Genomic DNA, 14,535 nt, shown 5'->3' with positions numbered 1-14,535 from the left:
ACGTGCCCACCCTGCCGTGGCCGGCCGGGTTTGTCAAAGGGAGGCGGGCTTCCGCTTTCCCCCTCTTCCTGGTAGGAGAAGGCCGCGAGGAAGCCTATGAGCGAATACGTGGAACACGCCGCCTCCGGATCCAGCGTCGGCCGGGTGGAAAAGAAGTTTTTCACCTTTGCCGAGCCGCCCCGGCCTCTGATCGTCGAATCGGGCAAGGCCCTCGGGCCCGTGACCCTGGCCTATGAAACCTACGGCGAATTGGACGCGGACGCGGGCAACGCCGTCCTGGTCCTCCACGCCCTGTCCGGCGACTCCCATGCCGCCGGCTACTACGACAAGAGCGATCCCAAGCCCGGCTGGTGGGACCTCATGATCGGTCCGGGCAAGCCCATCGACACGGACCGCTATTTTGTCATCTGCGCCAACGTCATCGGCGGCTGCATGGGCTCGACCGGCCCGTCGAGCCCGGACCCGGCCACGGGCAAACCCTACGGCCTGACGTTTCCGGTCATCACCATCGGCGACATGGTCCGGGCCCAGAAGCGGCTGGTCGAGCACCTGGGCATAAAAAAGCTCCTGTGCGCCATCGGCGGCTCCATGGGTGGCATGCAGGTCCTCGAATGGGCCGTGCGCTATCCGGACATGGTCCGCTCGGCCGTGCCGCTGGCCACCACCACCAAGCATTCGGCCCTGGCCATCGCCTTCAACGAAGTGGCCCGGCAGGCCATCATGGCCGATCCCAAGTGGAACTGCGGCAACTACTACGACGGCGAGAAGCCCGGCCACGGGCTGGCCGTGGCCCGCATGATCGGGCACATCACCTACCTCTCCGACGAGGCCATGCGCCAGAAGTTCGACCGCCGGCTCCAGGACCGGTGCGAAATCTCGTTCAATTTCGAGGAGGCCGACTTCCAGGTGGAATCCTACCTGCGCTACCAGGGCCAGAAGTTCGTGGACCGGTTCGACGCCAACGCCTTTCTCTACGTCACCAAGGCGGCGGACTATTTCAATCTGGAGGCCACCCACGGCGCGGGTTCGGTGGTGTCGGCCTTTGCCAAGGCCAAATGCCGCTTCCTGGTGGCCTCGTTCTCCTCGGACTGGCTCTACCCGACCTACCAGTCCCGGGCCATGGTCCAGGCCATGAAGAAAAACGGCCTGGATGTGAGCTTTGTCGAGATCGAGGCCAAGTGGGGCCACGACGCCTTCCTGCTCCCCAACTCCCGGCTGTCCGGCATGATCGACAGCTTCCTCGACCGGGCCGCGGCCGACGCCAAAAAGGAGGCCGGCCATGCGCTATGACCTGTCCGTCATCGCCTCCTGGATCGAACCCGGGGCCAGCGTCCTCGACCTCGGCTGCGGCTCGGGCGACCTGCTCCACTCCCTGTCCGTGGACAAGAACGTGCGTGGCACCGGCATCGAGGCCGAAGAGGGCAAGGTGACGCGCGGCATCGAAAAGGGCCTGTCGATTCTGCACGGCGACATCAACGAGGAAGTGAAGGACTACCCGGACGGGCACTTCGACTATGTGATCCTGTCCCAGACCCTGCAGCAGGTCTACGACCCGGCCAGCCTCATCCGGGAGATGCTCCGGGTCGGCCGGTGCGGCGTGGTCAGCTTCCCGAACTTCGCCAACTACCGCATCCGGGGCCAGCTCCTCTTTCGCGGCCGGGCCCCGGTCTCCCGCGAGCTGCCCTACGAGTGGTACGACACCCCCAACATCCGGGTCATCACCATCCGCGACTTCCGGCGCTTTTGCCGCAAGGAAGGCTTCGTCATCGACCGCGAAACCGCCATCAGCACCCCCCACCACCACGAGCAAGGCGTGGTGGTGAAGTTCCTGCCGAACCTCTTCGCCACCTACGGCATGTTCCTGCTGCGCCGCAAGTAGGGGCGGGATGAGGGGGATGCCTCCGGCGGCCAGACACAAACCCGCCAACGACCATCCCACTACCCGTTTTCCACACTTTCCCTTCCAGGGGGTCCGGGGGGGATGATCCCCCCCGGCCGCCGGAGGCATCCCTCCGTCTACTCGTCCTCGCCGAACTGGTTCCAGGGGGCCGGGCACAGGGGGACGAATCCCTTGGCCTGGGCCGCGGCGTCCAGGTGGGACAGTCCGGCCGGGGCCACGTCTGGGTCCACCTCGCGGTCGGAGACGCTTTCCACGCGGTTGAGCACGATCAGGTAGCGGCCGCAGGTGGAGCAGGTGTGGATGCGTTCCCGGTCCCGTCCGGCCGGAATCAGGACGTCGAGCTTCTCCTGGTCGCCCTCGCCGCAGGCCAGGCACTTGAGCCTCGGAAACCGCCACAAATGGCCGCACAGGGAACAGTGGAGCTGGAGCCGTCCGGCCTTGGCGACGAGGAATTCCGACGGCTCCCGGTGTTCCTTGAGCAGGCCGAGATCCGGCACGGAGCCGCAGATCGGGCAGGTCGGCTTTTGCCACAGGGCGTCGTCGGCCAGGGGCGAGAGCGTCGCCGTTTCCCGGCGCAGCACCGTGGCCAGGAGTTCCCGGGCCAGAAAGGCCAGCGCCGCCGGCGCCAGGCCGATGTCGGCGGAGAGGGATTCGGTCAGGTCTTCCCGGCCGTTTAGGACCGCATCGGCCAGTCCGTCGGCCAATTCCGGCCGCTCGGCCAGGGCCTCGGCCAGGAGGATGGCTTCCCGGGCGATGGCCGGGAAGATGCCGGCCAGGCCGGCGAGGAGGTCGGGCCCGGCCGCGAGCGTGGCGGCCACGATTCCCTCGGGGTCGGCATGGGCCAAAAGGGGCGTGCCGGCGGCGAAGCGGTCCGGGTCGTAGGCCAGGCCGGGGCGCGGGTCGGGCAGGGAGGCGGCCACCTCGCGCCGCAACCTGGCCAGGGCGGCGAAGGTGGCGAGCACGGCCTCGGCCCCGGGCGGCGGCGACGCTTCCGGCAGGTCGGGCGTGGTGTGGGACAGCATGGAACGGGGTACGCGCATGGGGTGATCCTTGGAAAAAGGAGCCGTCCCGCCCGCCATTGGCAGCTGGCGGGCGGGACGGCCCTTGGAATGCGGCGGCGGCCGATACGGAGACGTTCTCCCTTGCCGCCCCAAAATCCGCGTGCTCGAATCCGGGGATGCGGCGCTAGCCCCGCATCCGGGTCACGGGCCGGGCCAGCATGGCCAGGAAGGCCTGCCGGGTCATGGGGCCCTTGGGCTCCCGGCGCTCGGCGTATTCGTGGTAGAGGGTGCGCGGCTCGGTGACGAGGTAGATGACGTTGATGAAGTCCTCGTCCAAAAGTTCCGCCTTGGGATGGGTCTCCTTGACCTTGGCCAGGGTCTGCCGGGCCAGGGCCAGCATGTCGGCCCGTTCGCCTATGCTCATGGCCCCGGTGCAGCAGGTCTTGACACAGGCGGGCAGCATGCCGGCCCGCTGGCGGTCGATGCACCAGTCGCATTTGGTGAGCAGGCCCGAATCCTGATCCCGCACGGGGATGTGGTAGGGGCAGACGTCCTGGACTTCCCGGGCCTGGTCGATGGTCAGCTGCTTGGTCTTGTCGGTGTAGAGCACCGCTCCGGTGGCCTCGTCCTGCAGGATGGCCCCGGGGACGTAGGCGTCGGCCGCGTCCTTGCAGGGGGGGCTGACGCAATGGCGGCACTGGTCCGGGAAAAAGAGCCATTTGATCTTGCCGTCGATCTTGTGCTCGGCAAACCGGACGATCTTGAAGTTTTGCGGCGTGAAGTCGGGCGGATTCTGGTGGGTTCCGCGCTGACGGGTGGGCACGGCCACATGCTCGTGCCATTCCTTGCAGGCCACCTGGCAACCCCGGCAGGCCGTGCACCGTGAGGTGTCGATGAAAAACGTTTTGGGCATGGCGCGCTCCCTTGATGACGCGGCCGGGAACCCGGGGGCCCCGGCCGCGTTGCGGTTTTAAACGGCAAGCTCCGTCACCTTGTCGGCCTTGCGCAGGTTGACCAGGCAGGCCTTGTACTCCGGAATGGTGGTGTTGGGATCGCCGACCGACACGGTGAGCCGGTTGGTGGCGTCCCCGACGCCGGGCGTGGTCCAGCCGAAGCAGAAAGGCATGCCCACGAGGTGGACGGTCTTGCCCTGGATCTGGAGCGGAGTCATGCGCACCGTGACCATGGCGATGGCCTCGACCTTGCCTCGCAGGCTTTCGATGACCACCGGGTCGCCGTTTTTGATGCCTTTTTCCTTGGCCAGCTCCTGGCTCATCTCGATGTAGAGCTGGGGCTCGGCTTCAAGGAGTGGCGGGGTGTTGCGCGTGTCGCCGCCGCCGCACCAGTGTTCGGTCATGCTGTAGGTGGTCAGCACGATGGGGAAGCGCGGATCGCCGTTTTTGGCCAGGACGTCCATGTCGCTGTCGATGATCTTGATGCAGGGGTTGCTCATCTGTTTCGAGAACGGGTTGACCGTGACCGGGGTCTCGGCCGGCTCGTAGTGCTCGGGGAAGGGCCCGTCCACCCGGCCGGGGCCGTAAAGCTGGCCGTGGCCTTCGGTGTGCATGATAAACGGGTACTTGCCCTTGGGGTCGGCCATGGGCGGCCACGGGCCGTCCGGAATGTCTCCGACCCACTTGCCGTCTTCCCAGGCGATGACGGTCTTGGCCGGGTTGAACGGCTTGCCGGTAACGTCCACGGAAGCGCGGTTGTAGATGATGCGCCGGTTGACCGGCCAGGCCCAGGAGTAGTTCGGGAAGAGTCCGATCTTGGCCTGCATGGGCGTTTGCGAGTGGTCGCGACGCTTGGCCAGGTTGCCGGCTGGACCGTAGCAGCCGGTGTAGAGCCAGTTCATGGACGTGGTGGAGCCGTCGTCGCGCAGAAAGGCGAAGCTGGCTACCTGCTCGCCCTTCTTGTACGTCTTGTCCCCCACAGTGACGTCTTGGGTGTACCAGCCGTTGATCTTTTTCGCTATGAAGTCGGCGTCGTATTCCGGGTACCAGTCGAGGTTGACGATGGGGGCCGGGAAGGCGCCGCCGTCTTTCTGGTACAGGGCCTTGACCCGCTTCATGATCTCGACCACCATCCATCCCATCGGCCGGCTGACGCCCATGGGCTCGTAGCCCTTGTAGTGCCACATGTGCCAGCGGCCGGAGTTGGACGTGGTGCCGTCCTTTTCGCCGCGCTGGCACGACGGCAGCAGGAACACCTCTGTCTTGACGTTTTTGGGATCATAGCCCGGCTGATGCCAGAACGATGAGGTCTCGGTGTCGTGGGCCTCGCCCACCACCAACCAGTCGAGTTGGGTCAGGGCCTTTCGGATCTTATGCGTATTGGGCATGGACTGGGCCGGGTTGTGGCCGTAGATGAAGCCGCCCCGCACCTTGCCCTTATACATACGGTCGAACAGGTAGAGGCTGGCGTAGTCCACGCCCGGCTCGACCTTGGGCAGCCAGCCGTAGCCGAATTCGTTCTCGGCCGTGGCTGCGTCGCCATACCAGGCTTTGAGCAGGCTCGCCATGTACTTGGGCCTGTTGGCCCACCAGTTGGCGCTCTTCGGGTCCTTGGACACCGGCGTGTTGGCCTTGTTGTAGTCGGCCAGCGTCGGCCAAGCCGTGGTCGGCACGGCGTTGTAGCCGGGAAGGATGTGCCACAGGATGGCATGGTCCGTGGAGCCCTGAACGTTGGGTTCGCCGCGAAGCGCGTTGACGCCGCCGCCGGCCACGCCGATGTTGCCCAAAAGGAGCTGGATGATGCCGGCGCAGCGGATGTTCTGCACGCCCACGCTGTGCTGGGTCCAGCCCAGGGCGTACATCATGGTGCCGGCCTTGTCGGGTTTGCCCGTGGCCGAGTAGATGGAATAGACTTTTTCCAGGTTATCCTTGGAAACACCGGTGATCGAGGACACGGTGTCCATGTCGTAGCGGGCATAGTGTTTTTTGAGGAGCTGGTAGACGCAACGGGGATCCTTGAGCGTCTTGTCGCGCTTCGGTATCCCGTTCTCGTCCATGGCAAAGGCCCATTTCTTCTGGTCGTAGCGCTTGGTGGCCGGATCGAAGCCGGAAAACAGGCCGTCCTTGAATTCGTACCCGTCGCCGACGATGAAGGCGGCGTTGGTGTACTCGACCACGTAGTCCTTGTGGATGAGATCCTTTTCCAGGATGTACTTCATCATACCGCCCAGAAACGCGATGTCCGTTCCGGAACGAAGGGGCACGTGGAAATCGCTTCTGGCCGAAGTACGGGAGAATTTGGGGTCCACATGGATGACCGGGGCCCCGGCATCCTTGGCCTTGAGCACCCACTTGAACGAGATGGGGTGGTGCTCCGCCGCGTTGCTCCCCATGATGAGGATGGCGTCGGAATTCTTGATGTCAATCCAGTGCTGGGTCATCGCGCCGCGTCCGAACGACTCTGCCAGAGCCGGTACAGTGGGCGAGTGTCAGACCCGGGCCTGGTGGTCGAAATAAACGACCCCCAGGCTTCTGAGCATTTGGTGGCTGACGGCGCATTCCTCGTTGTCCATCTGGGAGGTGCCGAGTTGGAAGATGGATTCGACCCGGTTGACGGTCTGGCCCTTGTCGTTTTTCTCGGTGAAATCGCGGTCGCGCGTCTCTTTCACCCGATGGGCGATGCGGTCCAGGACGAAGTCCCAGTCCTTTTCCTCCCACTTGTCGCTGCCCGGAGCCCGGTAGCGGGGTTTCAAGACCCGGTGGTGGCTGACGTGCATGGCATGAAAGGCCGCGCCCTTGGGGCAAAGCGCCCCTTCGCTGACCGGATAGTCCGGGTCGCCCTCGGAGCTGATGAACTTGCCGTCCTTGACGAACATCAGGATGCTGCACCCGCAGGAGCAAAACGGGCACGTGGACTGGTATTCCTTGGCCCCTTCGATGCGTAGCGTCGTGGCGTACGCCGCCGCCGGACGGGGATCGAAGCCCAGGTCCTTGAGCCCCAGGCAGGCGATCCCGGCGCCCGTCAGTTTCATGAAACCTCTTCGCGAAATGCCCATGCCGCCTCCTTTTTCCCTTTCCCCAATTCCCGGGCGGACATCCGTCCGGGTTCACTTTACGCTATGTCAAAACAGGCACACGACTTTTCTAAAAAAAGGAGTGCGGCCGGGTCAAAACAAACCGCATTGCTTTACTTCTGACACCAACTGTCACGGTTTCCCCAGGAAAAATGCCGTGATAGGCAACTTTTATCCCTCCAAATAATGTTAAGTTATTTTAAATAGATCAAAAAAAAGAGGGGGGTTGCGGGCCGCGTCGCGACGGGGGCGACACCGCATTGACGCCCGGCCGGAATCTTGGCATCGCCGGGGGACCGGAGGCGGCGGCCGGCCCGCCGCCCTGTCCTGTGCCAGGGCCGGCCGCCGCCGCCTCGTGCCGGACCCGCCGGCCCCGCGGGGGGGAGCGGCCAAGGAGGCGTCATGGCCGAATTTTCCGTATCCATCGCCCGGGACGTGGACCGGCTGCGGCGGGAGCGCCCCCACGTCCGGGCCTTTGTCGATCCGTTCCTGGGGCTGCTCCTGGCCCGTCCGTCCCTGGTCGCGGTCCTGGCCTGCCAGGCCGGGGACGGGCCCAGGCCGGTGGTCGAACCGGCCCGGCTGGGCCTTGGGGCCTGCCTTTTGCCGCGCGACGAGTTTCCCTTGGACGCCGTGGCGCTTGGCCGTTCCCACGAGGTGCTGGAGCCGGTCCTGGCGGCCGGATTTCGCGAAGTCCGCTCCGATCTTTTGGCCATCGGCCGGGCCGTGGCGGCCGATGCGGGCTTCCTCGCCGGCCTGGCCCGGGCGCTCCTTGGCGACCGGCGCGAAATGGTCGTGCGCGCGGCCGGGGCTCTCGGCGTCGATCCGCGCGTGCTCGGCTTTTTCGGGGTGCAGGTCCTGACCCCCCTGGCCATGGCCCTGGGCCGCCGGCTTGGCCGGCTAGTGGCCGACGCGGCCTGGAACCGGGGCTATTGTCCGGTCTGCGGCTCCTGGCCGGGGATCATGCGCCGGGTGCCCGGCGGCGGGGAGATGACCTGCTCCCTGTGCGCCGCCACCTGGCGGTTCACCCGCCGGGAGTGTCCCTTTTGCGAGGCTCCCGGTCCGTCCGGCCAGGTCTACGCCGTGCCCGGCTGCGACGCCGAGCGGGTCATGGTTTGCCGGCGGTGCAACCACTATCTGGCCGAGTTCGACGCCGACGGCCTGGCCGGCTACGCGCCCGAGGTGGCGGCCCTGGCGCTGGCTCCCCTCGAACTGCTGGCCCGCCAGCACGGCCACCTCGCCCCCGCCCTGGACTGGCGGCAGATGGTCTGGGCCTGACCCTCGGCCGACGACGCGACCGCCAGGAAGACAAGACCGAATTTTTTTCCTATACTGCCGGCCAAACGATCCGCAATCCCAAGCACCGCGCCGCTTCAGGCCGTTCTCCCGGAAAAGTGGAAACGAGGAGTCCCATGCGCGAACGCAAAACCGCCACCCTGACCTATGGCGACAAGACCCTGGAACTGCCCGTGCTGGTCGGTTCCGAGGGCGAGGTCGGCATCGACGTCACCTCGCTCGAAAAAGACATGGGTCTTTTGACCTTTGACCCCGGCTACGCCAACACCGGCTCCTGCCAGTCGGCCATCACCTTTGTGGACGGCGAAAAGGGCATCCTGCGCTACCGCGGCCTTCCCATCGAGCAGTTGGCGGAGAAAAGCTCGTTTATCGAAACGGCCATGCTGCTCATTTTCGGCAAGCTGCCGACCGCCGAAGAACGTACGGTCTTCCGGGCCCTGCTCTCGGACCACGAGCTGCTCCACGAGGGCCTGCTCCACCATTTCGACGGGTTTCCGCCCGGCGGCCAGCCCATGGCCATCCTTTCGGCCGTGATCAATTCGCTCGGCAACTACCATCCCGAACTCCTCGAAATCCAGAGCATGGACGAGTTCACCATGGCCGTGGCCAAGCTCATCAGCAAGGTCCGCACCATCGCCGCCTTCAGCTACCGCAAATCGCTTGGTCTGCCCTTCATGTACCCGGATCCGAACCTGAGCTATTGCCGCAATTTCCTGCACATGATGTTCTCGGTGCCCAACCGCGACTACGAACCCACGCCCCAGGCCGTCTCGGCCCTGTCGCTGTTTCTCGTGGTCCACGCCGACCACGAGCAGAACTGCTCCTGCTCCACCGTGCGCATGGTCGGCTCCACCCAGGCCAATCTCTTCGCCAGTGTGTCGTCGGGCATCTGCGCCCTGTGGGGCCGGCTCCACGGCGGGGCCAACGCGGCGGTCATCGAGATGCTCACCCAGATCCTCTCCGGCCGCCACAAGGTCAAAACCTTCCTGGAGATGGTCAAGCGCAAGGAAACCCGGCTCATGGGATTTGGCCACCGGGTCTACAAGAACTTCGATCCCCGGGCCCGGGTCCTCAAAAAGGCCGCCCACGAACTGGTCTTCCAGTCCGGCATCCACGATCCGCTCATGGACATCGCCCTGGAACTCGAGGAAACGGCCCTGTCGGACGAGTACTTCCAGTCCCGCAAGCTCTATCCCAACGTGGACTTCTATTCCGGCATCATCCTGCGGGCCCTCGGCATCCCGGTCAACATGTTCCCGGTCATGTTCGCCATCGGCCGCATGCCCGGCTGGATCGCCCACTGGCGCGAGGAGAACAGGGACCCCACCACCCGCATCCACCGGCCGCGCCAGATCTACATCGGCCCCCCCCGCCGGCCCTACATTCCCCTGGACCAGCGGTAGCGGCAAGGGATGCCTCCGGCGGCCAGGAGAGGCGCTGCCTCTCCTGGACCTCTCCGCTGGGGCGCCGCCCCAGACCCCGCCGGGGCTCTGCCCCGGACCCCGCCAGGGCGCTGCCCTGGACCTGCCGGGGGGGATCATCCCCCCCGGACCCCCTGGATGGGGGAAGGGGGTGGGGGGCGGTCGTGTCGAAAGGGGTGAATCGTGTGGAGTGAGTTGGCGCGTTGTCAGGCGAAAGGCTGGGACGCGGGCGGTGGGGTGCCAGGCGGCGCGGCGTCGCCTGGGGCCGGCGGAAGGGCTGCCTGACGGAGAGGAGGGGACATGGCCGAGGTGTCGTTGCTGCAAGTGGGACTGGCCCTTGGCCTCGGTATTGCCGTGGCCGTGGTCCTCGGCTTTGTCCTTGGCCGCCGGGCCGAGGGCCGGCCGGCGGGCGCGAGCCTTTTCACGACGTTTTTTCTCGCCCTGATCTGCGTCTACGCCCTGGGCTTCGCCGCCCGCTACGTGCTGGTCGAACTCCTGCCGTAAGGGCGCCGCTGTCCGCCGCGCAACGGACGAACACCCGCCTCAAGGAAAGGGCAAGGCTTTCCCGCATGTCACCGGGGCTGGGCCGGGCCCGGACTTGGCGGGCTGTTGCCCGGCCGGCGGCGGTCACTGCCAGGTGATGGTCAGGGTCCGCTTGCCCCACTGCAGGGCCCCGCACTGGTCGTCCCCGTAGAAGATGTCGATGCTCTTGTCGTGGCGGTCGTGCATGACGTCAAGGACCTTGTATTTGCCGGGCAGGCCCTCGATGCTGATCACGTCCCCCCGGTCCAGGCCCATTTCGAGCAGGTCGGGCGAGACGGCCACGGCCTTGGCGTCCCGGGTCAGGGGATCGCCCCAGGCCCCGCGCGGCGTGCGCTTGGACTTCTTTCTGGGCGAACAGCCGGTGTAGGCCATGGCCTTGACCCGCAGGGCCTTGGCGTCGCTGGCGGGCGTGGCGCTCGCAAAGAGGTTGTCCGGATCGTCCAGGTGGCCGATGGCGGCCTGTTGCGGGTTTGAAGCGGAGCCGTCGGTCGTCTTGGCAGCCTTGGTCGCGGCGCAACCGGGGAGGGCGAGGGCCGTGACGAGCAGCGTCACGGTGGTGAAGAGGATACTGGCGTTTCGCATCGTCGCTCCATGGCGTGGCAACGCCGAGAAGGCCGGGTACGCCGGCGTCCCCCGGGCGGGGACGCATGGTTGCGGCGGTGGGGCCATAGCCCAAGGAGTCGGGCCGTTCTCGGTCGTCCGCAGGGTGGAGTGGCTCGCGTGGCGAGAGGATACCATCCCCGGTCGCCGACAGCCGGCGGCGGGGGGACGCGTCAGGGCGTCGGAAGATCGTCCGAATCTCCGGCGCGCACCCGGGCAGGGCGGCCGGACAGGACGCCGCAGTGCGTCAGTGGTCGTCAGGGTCAAGCGGTCGCGGACGGCGGGAACGCGGTCGTCCCGGGAAGCCGGCCTGTTTGCGGAAGGTTTCCAGGCGGCCCGGGCGATCCGGTCATGAAGCCTGCCGTGTGGCGGCGACCGTTGCCTGTATCCTACGTATGTCGTGAAAAGAGGGTCTTGTCAAGGTCGGGGCCGGACGGGCGTCCGGCCCCGGTGGACGGCGACGACGGCCGGGCCTCGCCGGAGGCCCGGAAGATTCCGCCATGTGCCGGCCGGCCTAGCCCGCCCGGGACTCCGTATCGGTCGGGCCGGCTTCGGCCCCGGGCGTTTCCTGCCCGGGCGCGGGCCCCGCGGCGGCGGTCGCGGCGGCTTCGGCCTCGGCCCGTTCCTTGGCCGCCTTTTCCTCCTTGCGCGACTTGTCCACGAACCAGGACACCCAGATGCCGAGTTCGTAGAGGGCGCACATGGGCCCGGCCATGAGGAGCTGGTTGATGGCGTCCGGGGTCGGGGTCAGCATGGCGGAGACGATGAAGCTCAGAAGGATGGCCCAGCGGCGGAACTTGCGCAGGGCCTTGGTGGTGACAAGCCCGAGGCTCGTCAGGAAAAAGATGAAGACCGGCAGCTCGAAGATGAGGCCGAAGGCGAAAAGGAGCGTCACCGCCAGCGAGAAATAGGCGCTGATGGTGGGCATGACGGTGATGTAGTCCGAGGCGTAGTCCACGAAGAACTTGAACCCGAAGGGGAAGACGACGAAATAGCCGAACAGCGCCCCGCCCACAAAGAAGACCGCCGTGGCGATGGCGATGGGCACGATGAGCTTGCGCTCTTCCTTGTAGAGGCCCGGGGCCACGAACCGCCAGAGCTGGTAGAAGATGTACGGGCTGACCACGAAGGCCCCGGCCACGAGCGCGAGCTTCATGACCGTGAAAAACGTCTCGGGCAGGCCGGTGGCGATGAGCTTGCTGCCGCTCGGCATGACGTCGATCAGGGGCTTCAGAAGTACGCCAAGGAGCCGCTCGGCAAAGGCGTAGCAGGCGCCGAAGCCCACGGCCACGGCGATCAGGCACCGCACCAGGCGCGTGCGCAGTTCGAGCAGATGCTCGAGGAGCGGCGCTTCCTTCATGTCCCCGGCCGAGCCGCCGGGCGGGGGCGGCGTCGGGGGCGCGGGGGGCAAGGCGTCGGCCGGCACGGACGGCACGGACGGCGCATCGGCCGGCGGGGCCTCCGGCGACGCGGCAAGGGCCGGCGTCCCGGCCGCGGCGTCGTCCGGGCCGGCGGCGGAGGGGGGCGGAAGGCCGGCGTCCCCGGAAGGAAGAACCGGCGGCAGGGCTTCTTTTTCAGGCGTATCGGTCATGCGCTCCTCGTTTTCGGACGGCGGTCATGGGGCGCGTCCGTAAAGCTTGGCAAAAGGGAGTGGGCGCAGCGGCGCCGGCGCGGCCAGCGGTCGCCCGCCGGCGCGCCGGCCCTTTCGCCGGCCGGGGAAACCAGGCCGGGAGCCGGCCGCGCCTTGCGGTTACGGCAGCGGGGGCGTCGGGTCAAGGGGCCGGCACGGTTTTGCCCGGCCGGGCCCGGTCACAGTTCGACCTGCACCCCAAGCTCCACCACCCGTCCCGGGGGCAGGCCGAAGTAGGCCGTGGCCGGACGGGCGTTTCGGGACATGAGGGCGAAAAGCGATTTGCGAAACCCGGCCATCTTGGCCTTGCCCGTGGTGAGCAGGCTTTCGCGGCCGAGGAAATAGGTGGTGTCGGCCGGCGGATCGATGGGGATGCCCGTGGCCCGGGCCCGTTTCATGACCTCGGGCACGTTCGGCGTTTCCATGAACCCGTAGCGGGCGATGATCCGGAAAAAGCCCCGGCCGAGATCCTGGACGTCGAGTTGGTCGGGCTCGGGCACGTAGGGCATGTCCGCCGAGGTGACGGTCAGGATGACCACGTTTTCGTGGAAGATCTTGTTGTGCTTGTAGTGGTGGAGAAGCGTCACCGGCGTGCCCTGGGGCGAGAGCGACATGAAGACCGCCGTGCCCGGCACCCGCAACGGGTTTTTCACGGCCACCTCGGCCAGGAAGGTGCGTAGCGGCACCGTGGAGGACAGGTAGATCTGGCGCAATGCCTTGCGGCCGTCCTCCCAGGTGGCCATGGCCATGACCACCAGGGCGGCGATTAAAAGCGTGAACCAGCCGCCGTCCGCGACCTTGAGCAGGTTGGCCGCGAAAAAGGACAGGTCAAAGGCCAGAAAGACCACCACCGGGGCCAGGGACCGCAAGAGCGAGTGCTTCCAGGTCCAGCGGGCCACGAAGAAATAGAGCAGCGAGGTGATGCCCATGGTGGCCGTGACCGCGATGCCGTAGGCCGCGGCCAGCCGGCTCGATTCCTTGAAGGCCAGGGTCAGGCCGATGCAGGCCCACATGAGGGCGAAGTTGACTTCCGGGATGTAGATCTGCCCTTCCATGGCGCTCGAGGTGTGCACGATCCGCAGCCGCGGGCAGCAGCCGAGCTGGATGGCCTGGCGGGTCAGGGAAAAGACGCCCGAAATGAGGGCCTGGGAGGCGATGACCGTGGCCGCCGTGGACAGGGCGGCCATGGGATAGATGAGCGCGCCCGGCACCAGGCTGTAAAAGGGGTTGGACGCGATGGCCGGGTCGAGGAGCAGGCCCGCGCCCTGGCCGAAATAGTTGAGCAAAAGGCACGGGAAGACGATCAGGAGCCAGGAATACTGGATGGGCTTGCGGCCGAAATGGCCCAGATCGGCATACAGGGCTTCGCCGCCGGTGATGCACAGGACCACCGCGCCAAGGACCACGATGCCGTGCACGTGGTTTCGGGCGAAAAAATCCACGGCATGGATTGGGTTGATGGCCCACAACACCTGTGGGGCGCTGAGTATTTCCTTGAGGCCAAGGGTGGCCAGCACCAGGAACCAGAGCATCATGATCGGCCCGAACACCTTGCCGATGCCGGCCGTGCCCCGGCGCTGGACCATGAAGAGCCCAAAGAGGATGACGCAGGTGATGGGCACGACCAAAGGCTCGGCCGCGTTGGTGGCCACGTTCAAGCCCTCCACGGCCGACAGCACGGAGATGGCCGGCGTGATGACCCCGTCGCCGTAGAGAAGGGCCGCGCCGCAAAGGGCCAGGAAGGCGAGTCCGGCCCGCAAATGGCGGTGGCCGGCGTCCCGGGGCAGAAGCTCGATCAGGGCGAAGATGCCGCCCTCGCCCCGGTTGTCGGCCGCGGTGATGAAAAGCACGTACTTGACCGTGATGACCATGGTCAGGGACCAGAAGATCAGGGACAGGACGCCGAGCACGTTTTCCGGGGTCACGGCAATGGCGTGCATGCCGTGGAAGCATTCCTTGATGGCGTAGAGCGGACTGGTGCCGATGTCGCCGTAGACCACGCCGAGGGCGCCCAGGGACAGGGCGGCGGTACGGGCCAGGGAAGGGGCTTTGGCGTCGGGAGCGTGGGAACTCATACGGCCGGACTCCGGCGAGTCCGCCGGCGGGAGGCGGGAAAGGTG

The 14,535-nt window shown here is 66.6% G+C and carries 11 protein-coding genes; 5 read left to right on the top strand and 6 right to left on the bottom strand.

Features of this window, described 5'->3' with window-relative positions:
* Positions 1-96 precede the first annotated feature (96 nt).
* Positions 97-1,290: a homoserine O-acetyltransferase MetX gene (gene metX, locus DFW101_RS07490; protein ID WP_009180908.1), complete on the top strand. Its 1,194-nt coding sequence runs from the start codon at positions 97-99 to the stop codon at positions 1,288-1,290.
* Positions 1,280-1,879, top strand: a complete 600-nt coding sequence (metW, locus tag DFW101_RS07485; protein ID WP_009180907.1) for a methionine biosynthesis protein MetW — start codon at positions 1,280-1,282, stop codon at positions 1,877-1,879. The genes metX and metW overlap by 11 nt, the downstream gene beginning before the upstream one ends.
* Positions 1,880-2,016: 137 nt before the next feature.
* Here the strand turns inward: metW and DFW101_RS07480 are convergent, their stop codons facing one another.
* From DFW101_RS07480 to fdnG, 3 genes are all read right to left on the bottom strand, one after another.
* The gene (locus DFW101_RS07480; RefSeq protein ID WP_009180906.1) at positions 2,017-2,940 is read right to left on the bottom strand and encodes a formate dehydrogenase accessory protein FdhE; all 924 of its coding nucleotides are present in this window, start codon (positions 2,938-2,940) and stop codon (positions 2,017-2,019) included.
* A 145-nt stretch (positions 2,941-3,085) separates the two neighbouring features.
* Positions 3,086-3,814, bottom strand: coding sequence for a 4Fe-4S dicluster domain-containing protein (locus DFW101_RS07475; RefSeq protein WP_009180905.1), 729 nt, complete (start codon positions 3,812-3,814; stop codon positions 3,086-3,088).
* Positions 3,815-3,871: 57 nt separating this feature from the next.
* On the bottom strand, positions 3,872-6,910 hold the full coding sequence (gene fdnG / locus DFW101_RS07470; protein WP_009180904.1) for a formate dehydrogenase-N subunit alpha: 3,039 nt from the start codon (positions 6,908-6,910) through the stop codon (positions 3,872-3,874).
* A 420-nt stretch (positions 6,911-7,330) separates the two neighbouring features.
* Between fdnG and DFW101_RS07460 the strand changes: the two genes are divergently transcribed.
* From DFW101_RS07460 to DFW101_RS07450, 3 genes are all read left to right on the top strand, one after another.
* Positions 7,331-8,203 (top strand): formate dehydrogenase accessory protein FdhE, encoded by an 873-nt coding sequence (locus tag DFW101_RS07460; protein ID WP_009180903.1) that lies wholly within the window; start codon positions 7,331-7,333, stop codon positions 8,201-8,203.
* A 134-nt stretch (positions 8,204-8,337) separates the two neighbouring features.
* A complete protein-coding gene (locus DFW101_RS07455; RefSeq protein ID WP_009180902.1) occupies positions 8,338-9,624 on the top strand; it encodes a citrate synthase in 1,287 nt (428 codons plus the stop codon).
* 318 nt (positions 9,625-9,942) lie between these two features.
* A complete protein-coding gene (locus tag DFW101_RS07450) occupies positions 9,943-10,146 on the top strand; it encodes a hypothetical protein (RefSeq protein WP_009180901.1) in 204 nt (67 codons plus the stop codon).
* 123 nt (positions 10,147-10,269) lie between these two features.
* On the opposite strand, the gene DFW101_RS07445 is transcribed toward DFW101_RS07450, so the two are convergent.
* From DFW101_RS07445 to DFW101_RS07435, 3 genes are all read right to left on the bottom strand, one after another.
* On the bottom strand, positions 10,270-10,767 hold the full coding sequence (locus DFW101_RS07445) for an RlpA-like double-psi beta-barrel domain-containing protein (RefSeq protein ID WP_009180900.1): 498 nt from the start codon (positions 10,765-10,767) through the stop codon (positions 10,270-10,272).
* A 532-nt stretch (positions 10,768-11,299) separates the two neighbouring features.
* The gene (gene tatC, locus DFW101_RS07440) at positions 11,300-12,145 is read right to left on the bottom strand and encodes a twin-arginine translocase subunit TatC (protein ID WP_419187161.1); all 846 of its coding nucleotides are present in this window, start codon (positions 12,143-12,145) and stop codon (positions 11,300-11,302) included.
* A 449-nt stretch (positions 12,146-12,594) separates the two neighbouring features.
* Positions 12,595-14,490 (bottom strand): potassium transporter Kup, encoded by a 1,896-nt coding sequence (locus DFW101_RS07435; protein WP_009180898.1) that lies wholly within the window; start codon positions 14,488-14,490, stop codon positions 12,595-12,597.
* Positions 14,491-14,535 lie beyond the last annotated feature (45 nt).

This window comes from Solidesulfovibrio carbinoliphilus subsp. oakridgensis (assembly GCF_000177215.2).
In the GTDB taxonomy this organism is placed as follows: Bacteria; Desulfobacterota; Desulfovibrionia; order Desulfovibrionales; family Desulfovibrionaceae; genus Solidesulfovibrio; species Solidesulfovibrio carbinoliphilus.
This window is presented reverse-complemented; position numbering and strand designations above follow the sequence as displayed.